General features: G+C 42.3%; 24 protein-coding genes, 1 tRNA gene and 2 pseudogenes. 11 read left to right on the top strand and 16 right to left on the bottom strand.

Annotated elements, in window-relative coordinates; all coding sequences use genetic code 11:
• Positions 1–810 precede the first annotated feature (810 nt).
• The gene (cysK, locus tag ACL9RM_RS11830) at positions 811–1752 is read left to right on the top strand and encodes a cysteine synthase A (RefSeq protein ID WP_323873172.1); all 942 of its coding nucleotides are present in this window, start codon (positions 811–813) and stop codon (positions 1750–1752) included.
• Positions 1753–2211: 459 nt separating this feature from the next.
• Here cysK and ACL9RM_RS11825 read toward each other — a convergent pair.
• Positions 2212–2548: pseudogene (locus ACL9RM_RS11825) on the bottom strand (YolD-like family protein).
• A gap of 151 nt (positions 2549–2699) precedes the next feature.
• Between ACL9RM_RS11825 and ACL9RM_RS11820 the strand changes: the two are divergent.
• Entirely contained in the window at positions 2700–3299 is a 600-nt protein-coding gene (locus tag ACL9RM_RS11820; protein WP_250268810.1) for a YgdI/YgdR family lipoprotein, read from the top strand.
• A gap of 170 nt (positions 3300–3469) precedes the next feature.
• Positions 3470–3682: a hypothetical protein gene (locus ACL9RM_RS11815; protein WP_422759367.1), complete on the top strand. Its 213-nt coding sequence runs from the start codon at positions 3470–3472 to the stop codon at positions 3680–3682.
• A gap of 539 nt (positions 3683–4221) precedes the next feature.
• On the opposite strand, the pseudogene ACL9RM_RS11810 reads toward ACL9RM_RS11815, so the two are convergent.
• Together ACL9RM_RS11810 and ACL9RM_RS11805 are read right to left on the bottom strand one after the other, a co-directional pair.
• A pseudogene (locus ACL9RM_RS11810) lies at positions 4222–4942 on the bottom strand (discoidin domain-containing protein); the annotation flags it as partial.
• A gap of 635 nt (positions 4943–5577) precedes the next feature.
• Positions 5578–5663, bottom strand: a tRNA-Leu gene (locus ACL9RM_RS11805).
• A 247-nt stretch (positions 5664–5910) separates the two neighbouring features.
• Here ACL9RM_RS11805 and ACL9RM_RS11800 point away from each other — a divergent pair.
• Both ACL9RM_RS11800 and ACL9RM_RS11795 read left to right on the top strand, forming a co-directional pair.
• Positions 5911–6069, top strand: a complete 159-nt coding sequence (locus ACL9RM_RS11800; RefSeq protein ID WP_013311032.1) for a hypothetical protein — start codon at positions 5911–5913, stop codon at positions 6067–6069.
• A 130-nt stretch (positions 6070–6199) separates the two neighbouring features.
• Positions 6200–6388, top strand: coding sequence for a hypothetical protein (locus ACL9RM_RS11795; protein WP_023989396.1), 189 nt, complete (start codon positions 6200–6202; stop codon positions 6386–6388).
• A 77-nt stretch (positions 6389–6465) separates the two neighbouring features.
• Here ACL9RM_RS11795 and ACL9RM_RS11790 read toward each other — a convergent pair whose 3' ends face one another.
• From ACL9RM_RS11790 to ACL9RM_RS11780, 3 genes are all read right to left on the bottom strand, one after another.
• The gene (locus ACL9RM_RS11790) at positions 6466–6618 is read right to left on the bottom strand and encodes a hypothetical protein (RefSeq protein ID WP_165149143.1); all 153 of its coding nucleotides are present in this window, start codon (positions 6616–6618) and stop codon (positions 6466–6468) included.
• A gap of 95 nt (positions 6619–6713) precedes the next feature.
• On the bottom strand, positions 6714–7040 hold the full coding sequence (locus ACL9RM_RS11785) for a YnfA family protein (protein ID WP_023989398.1): 327 nt from the start codon (positions 7038–7040) through the stop codon (positions 6714–6716).
• 52 nt (positions 7041–7092) lie between these two features.
• A complete protein-coding gene (locus ACL9RM_RS11780) occupies positions 7093–7275 on the bottom strand; it encodes a hypothetical protein (protein WP_039272212.1) in 183 nt (60 codons plus the stop codon).
• A 353-nt stretch (positions 7276–7628) separates the two neighbouring features.
• On the opposite strand from ACL9RM_RS11780, the gene ACL9RM_RS11775 reads away from it, so the two are divergent.
• Complete coding sequence (locus ACL9RM_RS11775; RefSeq protein WP_039272213.1) at positions 7629–7907, top strand: hypothetical protein; 279 nt, start codon at positions 7629–7631, stop codon at positions 7905–7907.
• A 31-nt stretch (positions 7908–7938) separates the two neighbouring features.
• Positions 7939–8970, top strand: coding sequence for a glycosyl hydrolase (locus ACL9RM_RS11770; protein ID WP_039272214.1), 1032 nt, complete (start codon positions 7939–7941; stop codon positions 8968–8970).
• A gap of 71 nt (positions 8971–9041) precedes the next feature.
• On the opposite strand, the gene ACL9RM_RS11765 is transcribed toward ACL9RM_RS11770, so the two are convergent.
• The 6 genes from ACL9RM_RS11765 to ACL9RM_RS11740 form a co-directional block, all read right to left on the bottom strand.
• Positions 9042–9257 carry a hypothetical protein gene (locus ACL9RM_RS11765; RefSeq protein ID WP_013311038.1) on the bottom strand — a complete coding sequence of 72 codons (216 nt, stop codon included), beginning with the start codon at positions 9255–9257 and terminating at the stop codon, positions 9042–9044.
• 187 nt (positions 9258–9444) lie between these two features.
• On the bottom strand, positions 9445–10548 hold the full coding sequence (locus tag ACL9RM_RS11760) for a glycerol dehydrogenase (RefSeq protein ID WP_023989402.1): 1104 nt from the start codon (positions 10546–10548) through the stop codon (positions 9445–9447).
• Positions 10549–10681: 133 nt separating this feature from the next.
• Positions 10682–11230, bottom strand: coding sequence for a GNAT family N-acetyltransferase (locus ACL9RM_RS11755; protein ID WP_322161243.1), 549 nt, complete (start codon positions 11228–11230; stop codon positions 10682–10684).
• A 201-nt stretch (positions 11231–11431) separates the two neighbouring features.
• Positions 11432–12418: a ketoacyl-ACP synthase III gene (locus tag ACL9RM_RS11750; protein WP_250268811.1), complete on the bottom strand. Its 987-nt coding sequence runs from the start codon at positions 12416–12418 to the stop codon at positions 11432–11434.
• Positions 12419–12449: 31 nt separating this feature from the next.
• Positions 12450–12800: a hypothetical protein gene (locus ACL9RM_RS11745; RefSeq protein ID WP_013311042.1), complete on the bottom strand. Its 351-nt coding sequence runs from the start codon at positions 12798–12800 to the stop codon at positions 12450–12452.
• Between the two features lie 183 nt (positions 12801–12983).
• The gene (locus ACL9RM_RS11740; RefSeq protein WP_250260962.1) at positions 12984–13637 is read right to left on the bottom strand and encodes a cell wall hydrolase; all 654 of its coding nucleotides are present in this window, start codon (positions 13635–13637) and stop codon (positions 12984–12986) included.
• A 457-nt stretch (positions 13638–14094) separates the two neighbouring features.
• Here ACL9RM_RS11740 and ACL9RM_RS11735 point away from each other — a divergent pair, with 457 nt between their 5' ends.
• Both ACL9RM_RS11735 and ACL9RM_RS11730 read left to right on the top strand, forming a co-directional pair.
• On the top strand, positions 14095–14760 hold the full coding sequence (locus ACL9RM_RS11735; protein WP_069289961.1) for a cupin domain-containing protein: 666 nt from the start codon (positions 14095–14097) through the stop codon (positions 14758–14760).
• A gap of 112 nt (positions 14761–14872) precedes the next feature.
• Positions 14873–15103 carry a hypothetical protein gene (locus ACL9RM_RS11730; RefSeq protein ID WP_250268812.1) on the top strand — a complete coding sequence of 77 codons (231 nt, stop codon included), beginning with the start codon at positions 14873–14875 and terminating at the stop codon, positions 15101–15103.
• Between the two features lie 187 nt (positions 15104–15290).
• Here ACL9RM_RS11730 and ACL9RM_RS11725 read toward each other — a convergent pair whose 3' ends face one another.
• Positions 15291–15419: a hypothetical protein gene (locus ACL9RM_RS11725; RefSeq protein WP_013371969.1), complete on the bottom strand. Its 129-nt coding sequence runs from the start codon at positions 15417–15419 to the stop codon at positions 15291–15293.
• 168 nt (positions 15420–15587) lie between these two features.
• Between ACL9RM_RS11725 and ACL9RM_RS11720 the strand changes: the two genes are divergently transcribed.
• Positions 15588–15854 carry a DUF2642 domain-containing protein gene (locus ACL9RM_RS11720; RefSeq protein ID WP_025719729.1) on the top strand — a complete coding sequence of 89 codons (267 nt, stop codon included), beginning with the start codon at positions 15588–15590 and terminating at the stop codon, positions 15852–15854.
• A 72-nt stretch (positions 15855–15926) separates the two neighbouring features.
• Here the strand turns inward: ACL9RM_RS11720 and ACL9RM_RS11715 are convergent, their stop codons facing one another.
• Both ACL9RM_RS11715 and ACL9RM_RS11710 read right to left on the bottom strand, forming a co-directional pair.
• Complete coding sequence (locus ACL9RM_RS11715; RefSeq protein WP_322161181.1) at positions 15927–17471, bottom strand: GH25 family lysozyme; 1545 nt, start codon at positions 17469–17471, stop codon at positions 15927–15929.
• A 240-nt stretch (positions 17472–17711) separates the two neighbouring features.
• Positions 17712–18737 carry a YeiH family protein gene (locus tag ACL9RM_RS11710; RefSeq protein WP_061828483.1) on the bottom strand — a complete coding sequence of 342 codons (1026 nt, stop codon included), beginning with the start codon at positions 18735–18737 and terminating at the stop codon, positions 17712–17714.
• A 118-nt stretch (positions 18738–18855) separates the two neighbouring features.
• Between ACL9RM_RS11710 and ACL9RM_RS11705 the strand changes: the two genes are divergently transcribed.
• On the top strand, positions 18856–19743 hold the full coding sequence (locus tag ACL9RM_RS11705; RefSeq protein WP_061828484.1) for a LysR family transcriptional regulator: 888 nt from the start codon (positions 18856–18858) through the stop codon (positions 19741–19743).
• A gap of 64 nt (positions 19744–19807) precedes the next feature.
• Here ACL9RM_RS11705 and ACL9RM_RS11700 read toward each other — a convergent pair whose 3' ends face one another.
• Positions 19808–21385 (bottom strand): glycoside hydrolase family 43 protein, encoded by a 1578-nt coding sequence (locus ACL9RM_RS11700; RefSeq protein ID WP_250268814.1) that lies wholly within the window; start codon positions 21383–21385, stop codon positions 19808–19810.
• Positions 21386–21394 lie beyond the last annotated feature (9 nt).

Here is a 21394-nt window from a genome sequence, read left to right as displayed (position 1 = left end):
GCCTCCGAAAGAGTATCGGAAGCAGCTTATAGCCTAGGGTCTTTTTTTAGTGTCTATAAAATGGGGTCTTGACCAGTTAACGGTGAGACGTTTTTTGTTGATCCTGCGTACCTGCTGAATGCTCCACTGCAGCTACAAGATCTCTCATTATTTTCGTTCATTTAACTTTGATGTGTCCATGGTAATTCAAGAATGCCGAGGACCGGGATCGAACCGGTACGGTAGTCACCTACCGCAGGATTTTAAAACATGAGTTTTCAATATACTGTACTGGAATAAAGTTCCAAAATCCAGCATCCTCAAGGCTTTTGTGTGTTCGTATATGTTCTCATTTGGACTGTATTCTACACAAAATACTACAGTCTGTTCCCAATAAAAAGAGCAGAAGGGATTAATTCCTTACTGCTCTTTTTGCCTTCTACTAAATACAAAATCATTATCCGCCGACCACTAGGTTAGCGGGTAGTATCTTTTGCCGTATGTGTTGTCTTACCTCATGCCACTATCGTTTATTGTACACTGTAATCTAATTTCTATCCTCCGACGCATCCTAGGAAAAAGCTTGTTTATTATGAAACGTGATAATTATTCCGAAATAAAAAAAATGATACACGGTATACATTCTTAATGACTCTCTTGGTTCTGAATAAGCTTGAACTACTTTTTATGAGTAGTAACTTTAGGCTTAGACTGTCTCCATTCGTTCCCGCTCCGTACTATGAATTAACAGGACATGGTTATGAAGAAAACTTCGTGATAATATCTATGTCATAGCAAGTAGATATGAATAAATTGTTTGGAGGGATAATTTTGACTAAAATTCACCAAAAGTTGACAGAATTAATTGGGAATACTCCTTTGTTAGCACTGCTGAACTACAGCCAAATCCAAAATATTGAGGCAAGCGTGGTAGCAAAGTTGGAATATTTTAATCCGGCTGGTAGCGTTAAGGACCGCATTGGATATGCTATGATTAAAGACGCTGAGGAGAAGGGCTTAATCAATAAAGACTCCGTTATTATCGAGCCGACAAGTGGAAATACTGGAATCGGACTTGCATTTGCAGCTGCGTCTCTTGGATATAAACTTATAATTACACTTCCTGAAACGTTTAGTATCGAACGTCGTAAGCTTTTGACTGCGTTCGGTGCTGAGCTTGTGTTAACACCGGGATCCGAGGGGATGAGAGGCGCTATCAAGCGTGCTGAGCTCTTGGCTGCCGAAATACCGAACTCTTTCATACCACAGCAATTCAGCAATCCTGCCAATCCAGAAATTCATCGCAAAACTACAGCGGAGGAAATCTGGCAGGATACAGACGGCGGTGTAGATATTTTTATCGCAGGCGTAGGTACAGGTGGAACTATTTCAGGCGTTGGCCAAGTATTGAAGGAACGAAAACCTTCTGTAAAAGTGATAGCCGTCGAACCGTTCGATTCACCAGTGCTGTCTGGCGGTACTCCAGGTTCACATCAACTACAAGGACTCGGTGCTGGTTTCATTCCAAATAACTTTAATGAAGAATATGTGGATGAGGTTTTCAAAGTTAAAAACGAAGATGCGTTTGAAACTGCACGCCTGCTTGCCAAAACAGAAGGGCTGCTTGTTGGTATTTCTTCTGGGGCTGCGGTTTGTGCAGCAACACAAATTGCGAAACTTCCAGAAAACAAAGGCAAGATGATCGTGGTCATATTACCTGATACAGGTGAGCGTTATTTGTCCACTCCGCTTTTCACAGACGTAGAATTATAAAACGCCGAAGGCACGGATCCCCCTGCCTCTTTTGTTAATTTTCCAGCCACGACAAGCAAGAGCCTATAGAATTGTTTCATTAACCTAAATTGATACCTTTCTTCGCCAGCGGTCCATTTTTCGCACAACGAATGGACCGCTAGCGAAGAAAAAGTTACCTTGGCCCAGCGCGATGTCGTTGTAGCTCATCAGGCTTTTTCTGTAAAAGTGAGCTTCTCCGTAATAGTCTTGTACCACTTTGTAAGCCTCTTTCTTTAACTTGATGCGGGTGTAACGCATCATCATCAGGAAGTCTTCGATTGCGATATGAGGATCTGCTTTTTTAGTTAATCAGCTAAAACACTAGCGTCAAATGCTCCTAGAAAGACTTCGACTTGAAATGTCGTAGGTAAGGCGGTTGAAAATATTTCTTGTTTGTTGGATAACGTCAGTAGAATATTTACTCCCCTTAGATTTTTGCTAGATACTTGCTGAAATGATATCCTCCAACTTGTTCCAACTAAAATCATCCTCGCCACGAAACATTTTCACTTCCCTGCGAGCAGTATTTATAGACGTGATTACACCTGTGAGTTCTTCGTCATCGAACGGGCTAAAAAACACTATCGATATAGGTTGACGTGTGTTGTAAGAGACTATGATCGCCTGCTCAATTAGCTGCACTTCTTGATCATCAAGTTCAGGCTTACCACGCCGTTGGCGATCTTTCATAAGCTTCAGGCAATGCTTCCTTATGTTCAGGGATGATTATCCGACTGCTTTCCCATAATCCATTGCCCTCAAGTTTCTTTCCCATGTATACAGCCTCCTGATGTGTTATGTAGAAATCATATTCCGAACATACGTTCTAGACAAGGCTTTTTGTATGCCGAATCCAAAACTTTTGTCCTAGAAAAATATTCCTAGGTCTGATAGACTATACGAAAATAAAAAATCAGGGGGATAATATGAAAATTGTAATAGGTATATTGGTGGCTGCCGCGTTTCTAACGCTTGCAGCTTGCTCGCCTAAACAAACTGCCACAACAAATGACACTAAACCAGCTACTACGCCAACGAATACTGCCGCACCAGCAGCACCAGTGGAACAAAAGCAAGAAGATACGGTTACACCTATTAAAAAGGGCGAGACAGTTACAATACAAGATTTCGCTGATATAACAGTAACGGGAAATAAGATTTCGAAAAAAATCGAACCCTCTAAACCGGGAGACTTCCACACACTATACGAATCCAAAGAAACAGACTCCACCTTCTTTGCTATATTCATTAAAGCCAAAAATCTTGGGGCAGAAGGTATTAAAGCGGATAAAATAGCGGAAGTAAACCTAAAATTTGATAACAAATATGATTATGATACATTCAGTACTATTGAGGAACGTGGTGGTGAAGACTTTACTTACACCAACATAACTAGCGTAGACCCACTTAAAACGGGAACACTGTACTATCTTTCAGAGATCCCCAATGAGGTGGCTAAAAGTGATAAGCCATTAAAAGCAGAGATAAAGATTCAGGATAAAGTTTACGAATATACGATCAGATAAAAAACAACCCCGGAGCAATCCGGGGGTTTAATATTCTGTGAAATACTTATTCGCATCGCTAATAGGTCTACTCTGTCCGCACTCCAGTCCTCTATTATGACAATATCTCGCAATTAGATTTATCAGCCCATAAAATTTAGTTGTCCTTCTTTGACAGCAATCCAGCTCCTATGTCTGCTGTAAAGGAAATGACGGAAAATACCGATACATACATTACAGATGAAAAAGCAAATACCGTAGCCGATGCGGATTTATTGGAGATTATATATGATCGTTACATCAGACGTTTTTTGGAATTTACTTACTTGGATTTTTTCGCTTCTAATTGTTTATCCTTTCAAGGTATTAGTGCGATGGTTGGTAGGATTTTTAAAATTAAGTAATTCCAATACTTCTTTTATTACTTTTATTGTACTTACTTTGTCGTATCTTATATTTACTACACTTAATTCACAAACAATAGTAGATATAATTAAAAGAGTTTTATTTACTACTCCTATTTTCGTAGTATATTTAGTAATTGATCTTCAAAAAAGTAATGAACATAGTAAATTTATAAAGTTTGTTTATCATCCTGCAGTACAAATAATTGTTTCCGTCCTTATGTTTATTGCTGTTCTAGCTTTCTACTCTCAACAATTACATGACGTTTTCTATATAAAGTCATTGTTGATTGCTACAGTTTATATGTTTGTCATTCTTAGACGGAGAACTAAGAAAACAAGAAAAGTTAAAAATAACGAAAATAAGGGGACTTCATCATCTGTGTAAACAGATATGATAACATATGAATAGAGTAAAGCATTAATTAAAGTGATTCGAAACAAAGTTTTAATACAGCAGTTATACCATGGTATCGGGCTAAGAAGAGATAAAAATGTAAATCCCCACTGACCAATTAAAGGTTAGCGGGGATTTGCTTTTATTTCGAGTATTCACTTACTTCAAACGTCAGAATGCGATCATATAGCATATAATCCTTACGGTTGCTGAATGGGCCTTTATTGTTATCGTGTTTATTTATTTGCATAGGATGCTGATCCAGAACCAGCCTGTTTGCCTTCGTACCATGCAATAAAGTCATTGACCTCTTTCATACTCAAATCGAATTCTTTCTCCAAGCCTGTTGTCATGGTGACTACTAGAATAGCATGATCCCCGCTTGAAGTTTGGTCCGGGTCCTCTGTTCCTGGATTAGGAGTAGAGCTCGATACTTTAGACATCATCTCTAGTTCACCAATAGCTAAAATTTGATTTCCATTGTTGGCTCTTATATTAACTCTATAATCCTTGTATGAATTAGAATTAGAAAAAGTGAATTTTTTGGGAGTGCTATCTACCCATCCAGTGATATTTGACTGAGTGTCTAGAACGTTCCAAGTAACCCCATCATTGGAGCCTTCGAAAGTCCAATCTTTAGGGGCTCGATCACTTGCCGTAGTTTGTTGATATATAACATACTGACCTATAACCACAGGAGTAGGAAAGTCATATCTTAACCATGCTGTATTTACATTTGAACCCCACGCGCTAGAAATAGTAGCAAAATCTCCGTCGAAAGCTCTATTTGCGGATGAAAATTCATTACTTGCGCTTGCCACACCAGATGGCAAAGTGTTAGAGGTCATATTTGGAATTAAATTTTCTGAATACTCTGCCTCGGCTGCAAAAGCATTCGATAAGGGAAGGGATAAAAGAACTAAAAACAAAATCGTTATACATGCTTTCTTCATTAAGGTAATCTTCCAATATGTTTAATAGACTAAGAATAATTTAATTGAGGAACTGTGTCTAAACATAAACTTGCTGATCTATAAATATAATCTATATATTTGCATATTTATTTTTTATTGGATATAAAAAAGGACTCATACCAGCTATTATACTGGTTGAGTCTTCGCTTTTATTTCACGATAAATCTTACTTTTGTTCAATCAGCATACTTATCTAATATCACTCGGAGTTATGTATCCGATATCGACACCTACACCGCCTTCAGCCCACATTGCCATTGGCTAGGGAGCATCCTATCAAGGAGATTCAGCATCGATTGCGACATTCTACATCTCAAGTGACTTCATACACCCATGCTCATTTCACCAAAAAGATTAGTCGTAAAACAACAGCACACCTCGATGTCTTCGATCCAAAAGTTCGTCCCCAATCCGTTCCCAAGAGCGAAAAAGGCGCTCGCTCCCTGTGATATGGAAGTCATGATTTCAATCACTAAAAATAAAAAATCCCTTGATAATCAAGGGATTCAAGAGAAAAACGATAGTGCCGAGGACCGGGATCGAACCGGTACGGTAGTCACCTACCGCAGGATTTTAAGTCCTGTGCGTCTGCCAATTCCGCCACCCCGGCATAAATTTAGGAACGCTAATCTTTACACTTACTTGTCTTACAAGTATCTGAGAAACATGCATCTGATTAAGAAGTGTTCTCGTTATGTAAATGTCGTTCAATTGGGCACCAACATATAATACGATAATTTTATCGAATTGTAAAGTGTTTTTTTTAAAAAATAATAAATTTCTCTTTTTGTATAACTTGTGCACATTTGAATCACACTAATAAACGTCTTTCCAAACTACCAGAAGGGGTGTTACGAATGCGTGAAGGTATGATTCCAGCTGTTCTTGGAACGGTAGTATCGGCTTCAGGCGCTGTGTTGCTGAGCAGTAAGTACAAACTTGCAGCTACAGGCATTCTCGGTTTCGGACTGGCTCATGTTGTTCTGGGAGCGATTGATCTGATTGAGCATCGCTAGTTGTTTGGGAAGTGCCGGGCGGGATTTACTTCCTCCCGGTTTTATTTTTATCAACGTTTAGTCTGGAGCACAAGCGTTTATGTAAAGTATAGAAGCTGAATGTACCTAATAAAAGGAGCTGTGATGTGCTATGAGAGATAATAACTCTGAAAAAAATCGTACTGACGATCAAATCGAACATAAACAATCCCTCGACAAGCGCGAGCCAGGATTTAATCGCATTCCTGACACCGATGCAGATACACCTGCTGCTACCGATATGATTGATGAAGCCATAGGTCGCGGGATAGATAAGTTACGTAACGATTTCACAAAATAAAGCATGGGTAATAGGACACAGGTTTGTGAGCAGCCCTTAATTTTATTTATTTTGATATGTACAGTGATTTCGTAAAATCACTTAAAGATCAGCATAATCCAGCCAATGATCGATATCCACAGCACGATGCTGATTAAGAGTCCACACATGATACCAAAAGAGAAATTACCTTCATTCTTCGGCATAGTACTGCCAAATTTCAATCTAAGCTTCATTTGATTCCAGTTCATAGAACCCCCTCCTTAAGTTCTATTTCGGAATATGAAGCTTATTTTTTTAGACCTATAGTCATGTTTTCGAAAATAAAAAAGGGTTTTTCGTCCTATCACCCTGATCGCGGAAACAGGATTACAGCTATACCGACCAAACAAATCAATCCACCAATGAAATCGTACAAGTCGGGTGTCTTTTTATCAATCCACCAGCCCCATGCGATGGAAAGAACGATAAAGACACCTCCGTATGCTGCATATACACGTCCAAAGGAGGAAAAAACCTGAAAGGTAGCGATGATTCCATACACAGCCAAAATTACTCCGCCGCAAAGTCCGACATACCATGTCTTCCCTTCACGCAGCCACTGCCAAATCAAATATCCTCCTCCAATTTCAGCGATGCCAGCTAATATAAAAAGTAAAGCTGCTTTTAACACCATTTCACATCCCTAATTCTTCAAATTCTTTTCGTTTTTTTGGATATCTCAATTAGAGCACTCGAGCTAAAATGATAATCAATGCAATCACGCCAACTAGAATCAGCAGGTTGCTGACCTGACGCCATAAGCTAGGCACTCCCTCGGAGTGAAGCTTCCGCTGATTGGCATCAAAGTTCGCTTTGGCTCCTTGAGCATCTGCTGATCTAGAGAATGGTCTGTTTTCTTCATTCATAAGAGTACCTCCTTTTCAATCCACTTTAATCTTACCAAACTTTTCCGTCGATTTCGCGGTGCTTTTATGTATATACTTACCACATATTTCTGATTGCATCTTCATATATGTGAAGTGTACCCCCTTATGTCAATATTTCGCTGAATATAAAGTCTGATGTCGAATCAGGGTAGAGTGGGTATTTAGACGTCTTTCATTGCAGGACGGTAGTTATGGTATAATTTAGTCAACTTGTTCAAGATCGTAACCAGCGCTCAATTGTTTACTCAACTTGCAATTAAATTCACATCCAAGAATCCACATTCCTGTTACAACCTGCATATTCTGTTTGTAAACCCAGGAGGAGGATACCGATGTCCCCAATCTTTATAGCAAGTTTAATGATAATGGGTATATTTTTATTTCAGGCAGCCATCGTTTTCGGCATCATACATTGGATTTCAAAACGCACCCAACGTCCAGCACAAACCAAAATGTATCTCACAATGAGTTTGCTCGTTGTAATTTTAGGCTTCCTTGTATGGGACAACTGGACACACTCACAGGAATTCAATGGATGGGCCATGATTAGTCTGCTGGTGATTATTATTAGTGCCTATATACAGCTTAGAAAGCAAAAAGAAAAATACTAATCCCATTACCATGCATCAAAGGAGGAGCGCCATGAAATCTCACTCAACACGCTTTTGGTTACAGAGGGTGCTACTGCTAATGCTTGTTTTACTCTTCAGCGGTTCTCAGCAATCATTCATTGTTGCCGATGCCGCCCCGCCAATTAATGTTCAGGCCTCTGCCAAAGCTAAGCAATTACTCACCTACCTATCTAATGTACCGGATGATATGCTAATTTCCGGGCAGCATGATTACTTAGAGGCACCGGATGAACAAAATAACAAGCTACAACAAATCAGCGGACAATACGCAGGACTTCACGGCTATGAGTTTGGAGGATTAGCTAATCAGTCTCGTACGGCCCTACAAGAGCAACGTCAGCATGTTGTGAATAGTGCTATCCAATGGAGTCAGGACGGCGGAATCGTAGCTATTACCTTCCATCAGGCGCTACCGGGCACACCCAAAACGTGGAAAAATGTACAAGCAAAAATAACTCAAGCTGAATTTAATCGTTACATCACGCCGGGTACCCCGCAATATAAACAACTGATCGCCGATCTGGATGAGGTGGCTCTGTCCCTTAAGACTTTACGAGACGCGGATGTACCTGTTTTATGGAGACCCTATCATGAGATGAACGGCAACTGGTTTTGGTGGGGGAACAAGCAAAATTACGCTAAGTTGTGGAATCTAATGTATGATCGGTTCACTCATGTCCATCATCTGGATAACCTGTTGTGGGTGTGGAGTCCCAATGCCCCAAACGCATATAGCACTCCCTATAATCTATCCTTCCCAGGTATTAACCGGGTAGATATTCTTGCAGCTGATATCTATAATAATGATTATAAATCCTCCTATTACACTGAATTGCTAAAGCTTGCGCAGGGCAAGCCTATGGGAATCGGAGAAAGTGATATTCTGCCGAGTGCGAAGGTGCTGCAAAACCAGCCAGCCTGGGCCTATGCCATGACATGGGGAAAGGAGCTGTCTGCAACCAATTCACAAGCAGCAATCAGACATTTTATGAACCAAAATAATATCATCACACGAGACCTTCTTCATGAGTCCCTCCGCTGAAAGAAAAAAGCTTTCACTTCGCTCTAAGAGCAAAGTGGAAGCTTTTTTATACTAAATCCAAATAAAGCTCTCTAACTATTTCTGATAACCTCTTCTAGATCAATATCGGCATACGCCTCTTCACCAAGATGTACGGATACAATGGTGTAGATCCGCTTGGACAGTCTAGACATCAGCCGATCACCCGGTGCTACAGAATATTCTTCCCGATAATCTCCAATTTTGTGAAAACCGCTGGACATATGGATGTACAAGTTACCCCTACGTGTTTTACCATGCACCAACATCAAATCTCCTCCTGCTGTGTAACCAACCTAATTTCCCTGTTACATGTATATCGGTCAGAACAAGATAGGATATAAGTCCCTGGTACCCTTCTTTCGTTTCACATGTTAGTGCACGTAAACGAAACGGGTCTGCCAGTGATGTGACAGACCCGTTTTTGTAAACCCATTTTCGTGATTTAGGAAGAAACTATTCTTGATAGGATTCTGCTATTGCATTCGCTGCAATGATTGCATTGTACACGTCAGCAGGACTAACCGGGAACGGCATGTTGACCATTGTATCATTCGATGCACAAGCAGCTTCAGCCACTTGGCGCCATTCAGCCTCAACAAATTCCTCTACACCCAAGTCACGAAGCGTCAACGGAAGGCCTACATCCTTCACCAGTTTAATCACGGTTTCCAGTTCCTCTTTCGGTGCATTTTCCAGCACTAGCTGGGTTAACAAACCGAATGTAACTTTCTCACCATGCTGTGCTTTATGGAGCGAAGGAACAGCCGTCATGCCATTATGAATGGCATGTGCTGCTGCCAATCCACCTGATTCTGCACCAACACCGCTCAGATAAATAGTAGCTTCAATCGTATCCTCAACCGCACGAGTATATACTTTACGATCCACAGCACGTTTGGCCTTCACAGCATTTTCCAGCAACGTATCATAACAAAGACGAGCAAGTCCCAGCCCTGTAGTGGAAGGCTTGTTCAGAACCAGGTTATCTCCATTGGCCTGATAGCAGGCACGAGCTTCAAAATAAGTGGCCAGTGCATCACCGATTCCAGCTGCAAAGAAACGTGCAGGCGCTGCTGCCAGGATGCCTGTATCCGCCAGTACAACGTCTGGATTAGTAGGCAGGAACAGATATTCATCAAAAGAGCCATCTTTTTTGTATATAACCGCAAGCGCGGTACAAGGAGCATCTGTAGAAGCAATTGTTGGGAAAATAACAACAGGCAGCTTTTCATAATAAGCCGTTGCCTTGGCGGTATCCAATGTTTTTCCCCCGCCAATCCCTATGATAATGTTCGAACCATGTTTACGCACCAATTCGCGGTTACGATCAATCTCTTCTTTTGTACATTCATATTGAAATTTCTCGAAGACCACCTGGTTACCAGCTGCTTCAATCGAAGCACCTGCCTCCTTTTGGGCCCTTTCAAGTATGAACTCATCACAAATGACAAAGGCTTTATCGCCATAATCCTTAATATAGTCATTTAACGACGAGAGTAGATTTTGTCCAGAAATAAATTTCTTGGGTGAAGTAACGGACCTTACAACGTTTGCCATGTAAATTCCTCCTCAGCTTTGACTCATACTCAAATTAATAATGATTTGGGCATGTGACCCTTTAACTATAAACCTCTTTTCACATTATTAAAAGGCTTATTATGGAATATTTTATGAACAAATTGTGTATCTATTATATTTGAACAGTCGAGCTCCATTCAGAATACAGGATACCCATCATGATACGATCATAACTGTTACCATCACGAAGAACAGCGGAACGAACTCTACCCTCAAGCTGGAACCCCACCTTCTCATAAGTTCGGATCGCTTGTGTATTGTACTCAATCACATCCAAGCCGACCCGATTCAAATTGAGCTCATAAAACGCATAACGAAGAATGAGCCGTACCGCTTCTGCCCCAAAGCCCTTGCCGCGGTAGTCCGTATTACCTATACCTATTGCCAGCTGTCCGCTGCGATTATTCCACTCAATCCCGTGGATAGCAACAAATCCGATCAAGACATCATCTGCCAATGTTCTTAATCGAAAATAGACCTCGTTAGAGCGGGGAGATCCTTCTGACTCCATCTGTTTCAACGTGTAGGGGAGCGCCAAATCCGTATCTACATTTCGCAGATACTTCGCATCCTCACCCCATTTGAACATCACTTCGGCATCTTCTTCCCTGACTGCGGCCAATTTTATTCGTTCCCCATAAAATAAATTTTCGATCTTAATGACTCTTCAGCTCCTATTATGAATTGTGTGCCATGTTTTCCGTCATAATTGTCATGCTATCCGATTCCCGCAATATAAGCTCTCCCTTTTAATTCAATGTTTAAATTTTACAAAATAATCAAACACAGCACAACCAAATCATTACAATTGTCATTGTGTGACACACAAAAAAGACCTTACAGCTGCAAGGTCTTCGCATAACTAATATTTAAACAACATAGCAACCAGCTGATATCCAGCTCCAATCGTCCAGAACAGCACATAATCACCGCGCCGGATACGACCCGATTCAATACCTTCATATAGCGCAATGAACGGGCTACTGGTACCTGTGTAACCATATCGATCACCCACATAAATCATTTGGGCATCCTCTAGCTCCAAGTGATCCTGAATCTTCAATACATTTGCTAACGAGAACTGAGACAGACAATAAGCCCGTACATCCTGAGGCGTCAGCCCATTCTTTTTTAAAATGCGTTCAAGCAGATCAAATGTAGGAGGCAAGGCCATATTGGCATCAAACGGAAGCCACTGAATATATTTTCCGGGAGCATTCCTTTGGAGTGTTGCCGCTAACCCCTGAGCCGGGTACAAAATTTTATCTATATTGACTGGGTCCGTAAAATACATTGAATCTATAAAACCGGTGTCTTCTTCTGTACGCTCCAAAATAGCCGCACATGCAGCATCTCCATAGTTCGCATAAGTAATCTCATCCTCTGGACCGGAAATGAGTGAATTATAATCTGAACCGATAATAAGCGCTGTCCGCACGTCAGGATTAGATAGCATCGACCGACTGGCTTGATCGACAGCGACTGTCATCCCTGCACAATTCGCGTTGGAATCCATCACGGCCACATCATGTCTCGCCCCAATCGCCTGGTGAACAAACAAAGCATTCATTGGAAACAGTGACTCAGGAACTTGAGTGGAGAACACGATCATATCCACATCACGGCCTGTCATACCGGCCTGTTCCAGAGCTTTTTGCGCAGCTGCAATTCCCATGGTTAGGCCGTTTTCGTTCGGATCATCAATGATATAACGCTGTTTTCTACCCATATGCTCCATGAAGCGTCGAATATCTTTGCCCCGCTCGTCAAAATGGCGAACATAATATTCGTTACCCAACGAATGGGGCGGATGGTACACACCCAGTGCTTTTATTTTGATATGGCTCATCAGGTTTCCCCCTTACACATACGTCAGCGCATTATTGTACGACAATATCTACGTTGTTTAATCCTGCTTCACGTGCTACTCGACCAAGCTGCATTTTAATAATGGTTTGTTGAAGACTGATGCCAAAGATTACTTTGGTAAATCCAGTTTCTTTATAACGTACAAATGAGCCCTTCAATTTTTCCACTTCTCCCGGACCCAAAAGTGCCATCTGGGTACAATCTACCTTGAGTGTAAAGCTGGACGCCTGAATGGATGAAGTTTTGGCTACATAATCTTTTACAAAGCTATCATACTCCTCCTGGCTAAAAACTCCATTCACCGCCATATGTACCGTTTTCATGGCTTGATCTACTTCGATAGTGTAAGGATGTTGACTCATTTAGAAAGACTCCTTTGATTTCATTTTTTTGTCTATTAAGAGTATCGGAATAATAGGTAGAATTTTTAATATTAAATCAGATAAATCACCACTAAAATATTACAAATTTATGAATATAAAAAACCGTCACTGCTCCTAGAAGAAGCAACTGACGGCTGGAAATTTGCGTATTCTCATGTGCAATTAATTCGTAAACGTATGGCGACCGAGTGAGATGACAGCCGGGCGACTTTTACTCCATTTGGCTGTGGCAATGGCCGGGTTGTAATAAAACAAGGACCCATTAGTCGGATCAGCACCATTAAGTGCCTGCCTGGCTGCACGGTATGCCGTCTTGTTTGGTTTCAGGCGGTATTGACCATCCTGTACAGCGGTGAATTGGCCAGGCTGCAAAATAACGTCCGGGATCGAGCTTGGAAACTCGCCGGACTGCACACGGTTTAATACGACAGCGCCAACAGCCACTTGGCCTTCAAACGATTCTCCGCGCGCCTCAGAATAAATGATACGAGCCAGTTGATCCAGCGCGGTTACGCGTACCTTTCCGAAGGATTTCAGCTTGGCTTGTGTTGCCGCTCCGGCTACTCCATCAGGTGTCAGACCGTTATCTCGTTGAAAACGAGCCACCGCTTTACTGGTCAGAGAACCATAGTACCCAGTAAACCCAGCCTTGAAATAACCGAGCGAATGAAGCTGCTGTTGAAGCTCCAGCACCCGTTCGCTTTGAATCCCTTTCTTCAAAGCTGACGTTTGTGCTTGTGCTTGTCCTGGTGCGACTGACAATACAGTACCTAACATACATGCGCAGGACAGGATTAAAATAGATAATTTTTTCATATTCCAGACAACCTCCTCTTTCATGTTCTGTCCGGTGCAACCATTCCGGCCTGTACAACTCAGGGACGTTTATCCGATGATGTTTCTTATGACATAACTTATGCCTAGCTGCAGAAATGACGCGTGGCTACATACGGAATGGGACAATCATGCTTTCACACGTCCGTTGCAGTATACCACAAGCCGCATTTACGTATCATCCGGCTCTGGTCCTAAGACTACCCAAGCAAATAAAACGCCATCCCTAAAGGGATGACGTGTATTAAAAGCAATGGATCATGTACTGACCACACTTGAATACGTGACTTTTTTCGCTATTTTTCGCTTCAACTTGCCCGGGATCGGAGCCTGATTTCTACTAATTCAAATCACATTTGCGCGCACACATATATGGGCGTATGCATAGGGTAGCGTACGATCATCAAATCTTGATTAACAGAAAGGCTGGAAACGACGCGTGAATTCATATATGGATTACACCTCTCCTACTGTACAATTCACCTATGATTTAAGCGACAATGTTTTGTTTCAGAAGGATGCTCAAAATTCGATCAACGAGCTGTCGATCCAGCAGCTGAATACATTGGCAAATGTATCGCTGCTGGATATTCGCCTCAGCACTGCTAATGTTGTGGAGCCTCACTATCACCAAAATGCCACAGAACTGGTCTACTGCATCTCTGGAGCAGTAACCGTGTCACTGATTAACCCCTTTACCCGCGAATTACGACATTTTCCGATCACACCTGGCCAAGTGGCTAACGTCCCTCAAGGATGGTGGCATTATCTGGTCGCCACGATGGATAACACTCATTTGTTGACGATGTTTGATGCCCCGACCCCTGAATTCATACTGGGATCTGACATTTTGCGCCTAACGCCAAATAACATTCTGGCTCATACTTACTGCCTGGATGAGAATAAGGTTCAAGAAGCGCTCGCCCCTATTAAAAAACCTGTCATCATCGGTCCTCCCAATGACTGCAAGCAGCAGCCCCCTCGAAAACCAGGGATACATGTAAGGCTTGCTGATGCTTCATCACACCATCAAGCCGTCCCCCAAAGAGATTACGCCTATACTAACGGATATCCCGGCTTCTCTTTTAATCCCTATCAAGAATAGGCTAACTCTAGTCAGGTCTTAAGTTGGAGAGAATACCTTTTCCCTGTATGTTCGCCGTTACCATAAGACCGTCCCTCTCATAAAATGCCAATGTATAAGAGGGGGTGATGGAATGGACGCTTACTACAACTGTTTGAACTGCATGAATAAAAAGGTGCGTATTCTCACCATTGACGGAAAACAGTACGAAGGAACCATTATGGATGTGGATCGTAATAATGTGTACTTAAAAACAGAACAGAACGGACGTGTACAAACGTCTGCCTTTTATCCTGGCTACGGGTATGGGAATCAAATCTTAACTTTGAGCCTGTTCACCCTGCTGGCGATTGCGTTAATTTAATCCTGATCCATTGTCCGTTCCTGTCTATAGATGCCAATGTAACTCAAATGACAGCTACCCAGCCCGGCACAGTTTGTGTAGGGCTTGTACGCTGTTATTTGAGGTGTTTTACATACGTTTCATCCTCTAAAACACTTAACCCCCCATCGGTTATATACCGATGGGGGGTTAAGCTACTCAGTTCAATTTAAACCCATAAAGACTTCGTAATGATAACGAGCAGAATGAACAGTACCAGAATAGCTCCTGTCGATGTCCATACTCCTGGGTAGCCCCCTACTGAACCGCCACCACAACCTCTTTCACATTCACTCATGGTCATTGCCTCCTTCAATTCAAGGTACAACATAGCTTATGTATTGAGCTTTCCTACGGACCGGGCTTTTCGGCAATGTTATGAATGTTTTTGCTGATGGGCATTAGCCTACACCTTTCCTAGGCAGGAGCATAGGATAACACAACTAATCTTGAAGGAGTGAAGCAATTGAATTCAAATCAAATGCTCAATTACAACGTTAATCAACCTTTCCCCCACCATCCTACCTCTCACCACGTCGTGGTACACCCTGTAGATCCGTACGTCGTAGAAACATTAAAATCGGTGATCGGCAAGTACGTTGTACTTGAGACAACACGTGGCAGAATTGATGGATGTGTAGTGGACTGTAAGCCTGATCATGTCATTTTAGATGTATACGGAAAAAAATTCTTTGTTCGAATCAGCGAAATCGTATGGATTATGCCCAACTAAACAATTTAGACATTAAAAATCCTCGCAAATCCTGTTCCGGATTCGCGAGGATTGATTATAACGTTGATTATGCTAATCAAGCTCTCCTGCCAGTGAAGCCCGGAGTTCATCTATCGTTCCGTTGTATTCATCCAAATCGACTTGGCCTTGAATACCCGGAACACTGCCTGTGCTACTGTACTGCCAAGCCCACCAGCTATTCCAAGCTGGGACTGCGGTCGGCTTTTGCGTAGTGCTGTATCGGGCTACCCACAGCTTATACATAGAAAATGTAGGATCAAACTTGGAAGCAAAGACATTGCCCGTGTATACGATCGGCTGACGCCCGGTAAGCCTCTCCATTTCATCCAAAAAAGCATGCGCCACTTCACTAATCTGTGCAGGAGTAAGACCTTTGGGGTTATTTTCATAGTCCATCACAGGGGGTAGATCCAGCCTGCCTCCTGCTGAATCTATAGCCCTGGCAAAATTAGCTGCTTCCTGCCGAGCTCCATCCGCAGTAGTAGCGTTCAAAAAGTGGTAAGCGCCAACCAGGATGTTAGCATCTCTGGCACCCTGCACATTTACTAAAAATTGATTATCTTGATATTTTGTGCCCTCTGTAGCTTTAATAAAAGCAAATGTCTTGCCTGCCGCCGCCACTTGCTGCCAATCAATATTGCCATTATAGTGTGAGACGTCAATCCCTTGCGCGTGTCCATCGGAAGAAATCTCAGGTACAACAGGTATGGTAGGTATAACGTTCTCGGTTGTTGATGGCTCCTCTGTTTCCTGATCCAACGCTATAACCACCTTACCATCATCCACATTGAGTACATGAAAGGGTGTACTCTGATTAAGATCGACCACGATGCGTACCGAGGCTGGGTTTGTACTAAACATGGAGTATCTTACTTGGGAAACATCTGGATCATCTGTGACTAGAAAACTTCCTTGTCCACCATTGTTAAATGATTGCGAGGATGGAAATTCCTCAGCAAACTTTGTATCCGGTATATCTACAACAATACGGTCTGCATGAGTCAACGTGGTTACTTTAGGGGTTACTTTTCCATTAACAGTTATAGTTAATTGGTGATTATCGAAGCTAATTTGGTTTATAGCCGTGCGCGCACTCTCTTTAGGATTACTTACAGCTGGAGTAGCAGGATGATCATGAGTGGACTCGCTATTGCCGCTTGAAGTAGGAGGAGTCGTCAGGAACACGGTTTTAAGCTCGTTGTTCCAGGTCACATTCATTCCTGTCTGTTCCGATACAAAGCGAAGCGGAACATAAGTCGTCCCCTCTTTAAGCAAAGGAGCTACAGCCAATCCCATTTGATGATCATTGACAGAGGCTATGGGATTGTTGACCTGAAGACTGAGGTTAAGATTTTGCTTATGTATAGTTATGGTCCCTGTCTTGGACTCCCAATTCACGCTATAACCCAATTCCTCTACAATGAGACGGAGTGGAACCAGTACATTCCCCTTTACTTCTTGAATCTGAACACCTTTGCCAACACTTATATCTTTACCATCCAACTGAAGATGTGAACTCGAAGATGCAGCATGACTTTCTCTTGGAAATGCTAGTAGAAACAGAAACAAAAAAGCAAATAAACAAATTTTTTTCATTATGTACCCTACCAATCTCTATATTTTCGCTTATGAAATTCTTGCACTCTATGATTCTCAGGACCTCTATTTTGATAGACGCGAATCATATGGTAAAAGTTACGATTGATTCAGTACATATTTCAGTCTTATCATACAAAAGTACTAAAAAACTCTGCCAGCTATACAGCAAGCAGAGCTTTTTTCAGTTTTATTAACCTAGTTTACTAGCAATCTTATCACCAAACGAATACTTCATGTTCACACTGTTAAAAATGTTAACCCTATAAGAATGATCGAGGTAACAGATAGTACCAGTAAGGGAAGCATTGCTTTCTCCCGCAAAGCCTTAAAGCTCACATTCAGCCCCATGCCTACCATAGCCATTGTTAACATAAAGGTGGTAACTTGAGAAATTCCGTTCGTCAGACTAGATGGAACTACAATATATTTCCCAAAAACATAGCTGCCCACAATACTTGTAGCCATAAAGCCGATGAGGAACCAGGGAAACTCCACTTTAGCGTCTGTACGAATTTTTCCAGTTCGTTTCATCCAAACCATTAAAACAAAGCTGAGCGGTATGAGTAAGAAAACACGCCCCAGTTTAGCTAATAAGCCCATTGCAAGAGCATCCTGTCCGGCAGGCGCTGCAGCTAAGGCCACATGTGCAATTTCATGTAAACTGATGCCCGACCAGATTCCATATTGCATATCCGTCAAAGGAAGCCAGGGCCGAAGCACAGTAAACAAAATGGCAAATACCGTTCCAACCAAGGCAATGAGTCCTACTCCTATGGCTGTATCCTCATCTTTGGATTTTAACAAGGGAGAAACCGCTGCAATCGCTGCTGCACCGCAAACTCCTGTTCCAATACCAAGAAGAAGCGAAAGCGAAGCATCTGCCTTGAAACGTTTTGCCAGCCAAACCGTAAAAAAGATGGAAAATACAACGGTGCCCACATCACGCAAAAGTAAACCCAACCCATGATGAATGACAACATCCATGTTCAGCTTCAGCCCAAATAACACAATCGCTCCACGTAGTATTTTCTTTGCTGAAAACTCAACCCCCGAGCGCACAGCTTCAGGGTATCCCCACAACTGTCGGTACAGAATAGCGAGAAACATGGCACAGGCCAATGGACCTACATAATGAAAACCTGGCAATTCATTCAGGCCGTAGCCTGTCAAAGCAAATAACATCGTGAGGATAATGCCAAATATACGCTGGAATAATCGCCCTCTGTTCGAAAATAATTTGGTGTGTTGTGTATGACTGTTCATGGTGAACCCCTCCAATTCTACATGCATCCAGCTTAATATGTTTTTTGTCATAAGAAAAATAAATCATTATAATAATGATAATAAGTAAATAGATATGATGAATTTGGAGGAATGGGCTTTGGACCAATCTTTAATCGTATTTGTTATGGTCGCGGAGAAACAAAACTTCACACGAGCTGCCGAGGTGTTACACATGACCCAACCAGCGGTAAGTCAATATATTCAAACGCTGGAACGTAGCGTAGGGACCCGCCTCCTGGAGCGTAGTAATAAATATGTGCGCTTAACCAAAGCAGGTGAAATTGTGTATCATCATGCTCAGGAGATTATCCGTCTCCATACACGGATGCAATATTTGGTGGACGAGCTGATACATACGGCAAAAGGAAACCTGTCGATTGGCGCAAGCTACACATATGGCGAATATGTGTTGCCGCATGTGATTGCGCAAATGAGAATCCAGTATCCACTCATTCAGCCCTCGATTACCATCGGTAACACTCAGGAAATTGAAAAACTCATGATCCATAATCAACTGGATGTAGGCATTATCGAAGGAGAATTTCAGCATGACCATTTACACATTGAATCATTTGCTGATGATCGAATGTATATCGTCGTTCCGCAAAATCATCGTTTGGCTGGTAAATCTCAGGTGGATTTAAGTGAGCTGCAAGAGGACATCTGGATTCTGAGGGAAGAAGGTTCTGGAACCCGGGAAGCGGCTGAAAATATGTTTGCACGGTTCCGGTTTTCCCCTTCTCATATGATGAATTTTGGCAGTACACAGATCATCAAAGAGTCTGTAGAAGCAGGCTTGGGGATTTCTTTGCTGTCCCAATGGGTCATTCAGAAGGAACTTGCTCTGGGCACATTAAAAGTACTGGATATTCATAATCTTCCAGTCATTCGAAAATTCTCCTTCCTAACTCCTTCATCGACATTTGAAATGAAAGCAAGCACCGCTTTTTTGGAGATTTTGCGAAGTTATAATTTGAAAAGATAAAGTGCAGAAACAACGAAAAAAAGCACCCATTAAGGTGCTTTCAACATATTCATTATCATGTTTTTTATGAGGAAAGATGATCCTTACCATGATATAAGAAATGAGAAAAATCAGCGTAGCTTCCTTGGAATTGTTGCATATCATGAGCAGCAATACCTACAAAATTCCCTGTAAAACCACCGGATAAAAAGCTGATATCCTGCATTTCAAAAAGCCGCTTCCAAGCAGGTTTGTCTCCGACCCCATAATAAAATTGCCCGTGGGATGCATGGACTTCCACAGCTAAATGTATAGGAAGATCGTCCTGAAGTGTAATCGCTTGGGGAACTAAGGTAAATGTGTTGGCTTCACATCGCATCATGCGCAGCACCTTCCCTTGTCCCTCCTCATAGCTAATATAGGCGTACAAATAATCTTCTTCATTAAGGTACAGTAGAAGCCCCGCCATTTGCAAATAGCTTGTTGGCTGATACTCCAATGCTGTTTCCACCCGGAAATGATGATCCGTTTGCCGAATGGCAAGCACATGATGCTGGAACAGACTTTGAATGGATTCTCCAGCTAGAATCCGAAGATAACCGGGGCGCTGGCTTAATGAACACCAGCTATCATCCGCCAGGATACGCAATGTGTTCCACGTTTTATCTAATGTGGTTCCCTCGAAAAAATCCTCGAAAATATAACCCTGCTGCTCTTGCTTAACCGAGAACTTCCCTCGAGGTGCGGGCACCTCCAATTGAGGTGTATGGCCCCCGGCGGTTAATCGCAGCCAGCCTTCATCATTCCAGTACACTTGCTGCAAGGCTGTTTCCCGTCCTAAAATGGCATATTTCCCCTCTACTGGACGTGTGCATAAATGAGCCATGTACCATTCGCCGTCCGGAGTTTGTACAAGACTGCCATGTCCTGCGCATTGTAACGGGAAATCCAGTCGATCACGTGACGTAAGCATGGGGTTGTGCGGGTCTACTTCATATGGCCCGGATATCTGCTTCGACCGTGCTACGGTAACGGCATGCCCCGTACCCGTTCCGCCTTCCGCTGTAACAAGATAGTAATAACCGTTTTGCTTGTAGATGTGAGGCGCTTCTGTTTTCTTCAAAGGAGTGCAATCAAAGATTTTGACAGGCTCGCCAATGAGTTGTTGTTGCTTGCTGTCATACTCCTGCATGACGATACCGGAAGATTTATTGCTTTCCAACATACGGTAATCCCACAATGCGTTCAACAGCCATTTGCGTCCGTCCTCATCGTGAAATAAAGACGGATCAAATCCGCTACTGTTAAGATAGACGGGTTCCGACCAAGGTCCTTGGATCGTAGGCGCCGTCATTACAAAATTATGGACGTCCTTGAACGGACGCTTGGTGCTTTTCACATCCGTATAGAGCAGATAAAAAAGGTCATCCGCATAGCTAAGCTGCGGTGCCCAAATGCTGCAATTTTTCGGGTTTCCTCTTAAATCAACCTGATCGGTCAAAATATCTGTGCAATGCTCCCAGTTGGCCAAATCTTTGGACTGGTACACCCGTACTCCAGGCAACCACTCAAACGATGACACCACAATATAGTAAGTATCCTCGACTCGTGTAATACACGGATCGGGATTAAAGCCTTTTAATATGGGATTTTGAATCATCATGAGACCTCA

It is taken from the genome of Paenibacillus sp. S29, assembly GCF_049319765.1.
GTDB lineage: Bacteria > Bacillota > Bacilli > Paenibacillales > Paenibacillaceae > Paenibacillus > Paenibacillus polymyxa_B.
This window is presented reverse-complemented; position numbering and strand designations above follow the sequence as displayed.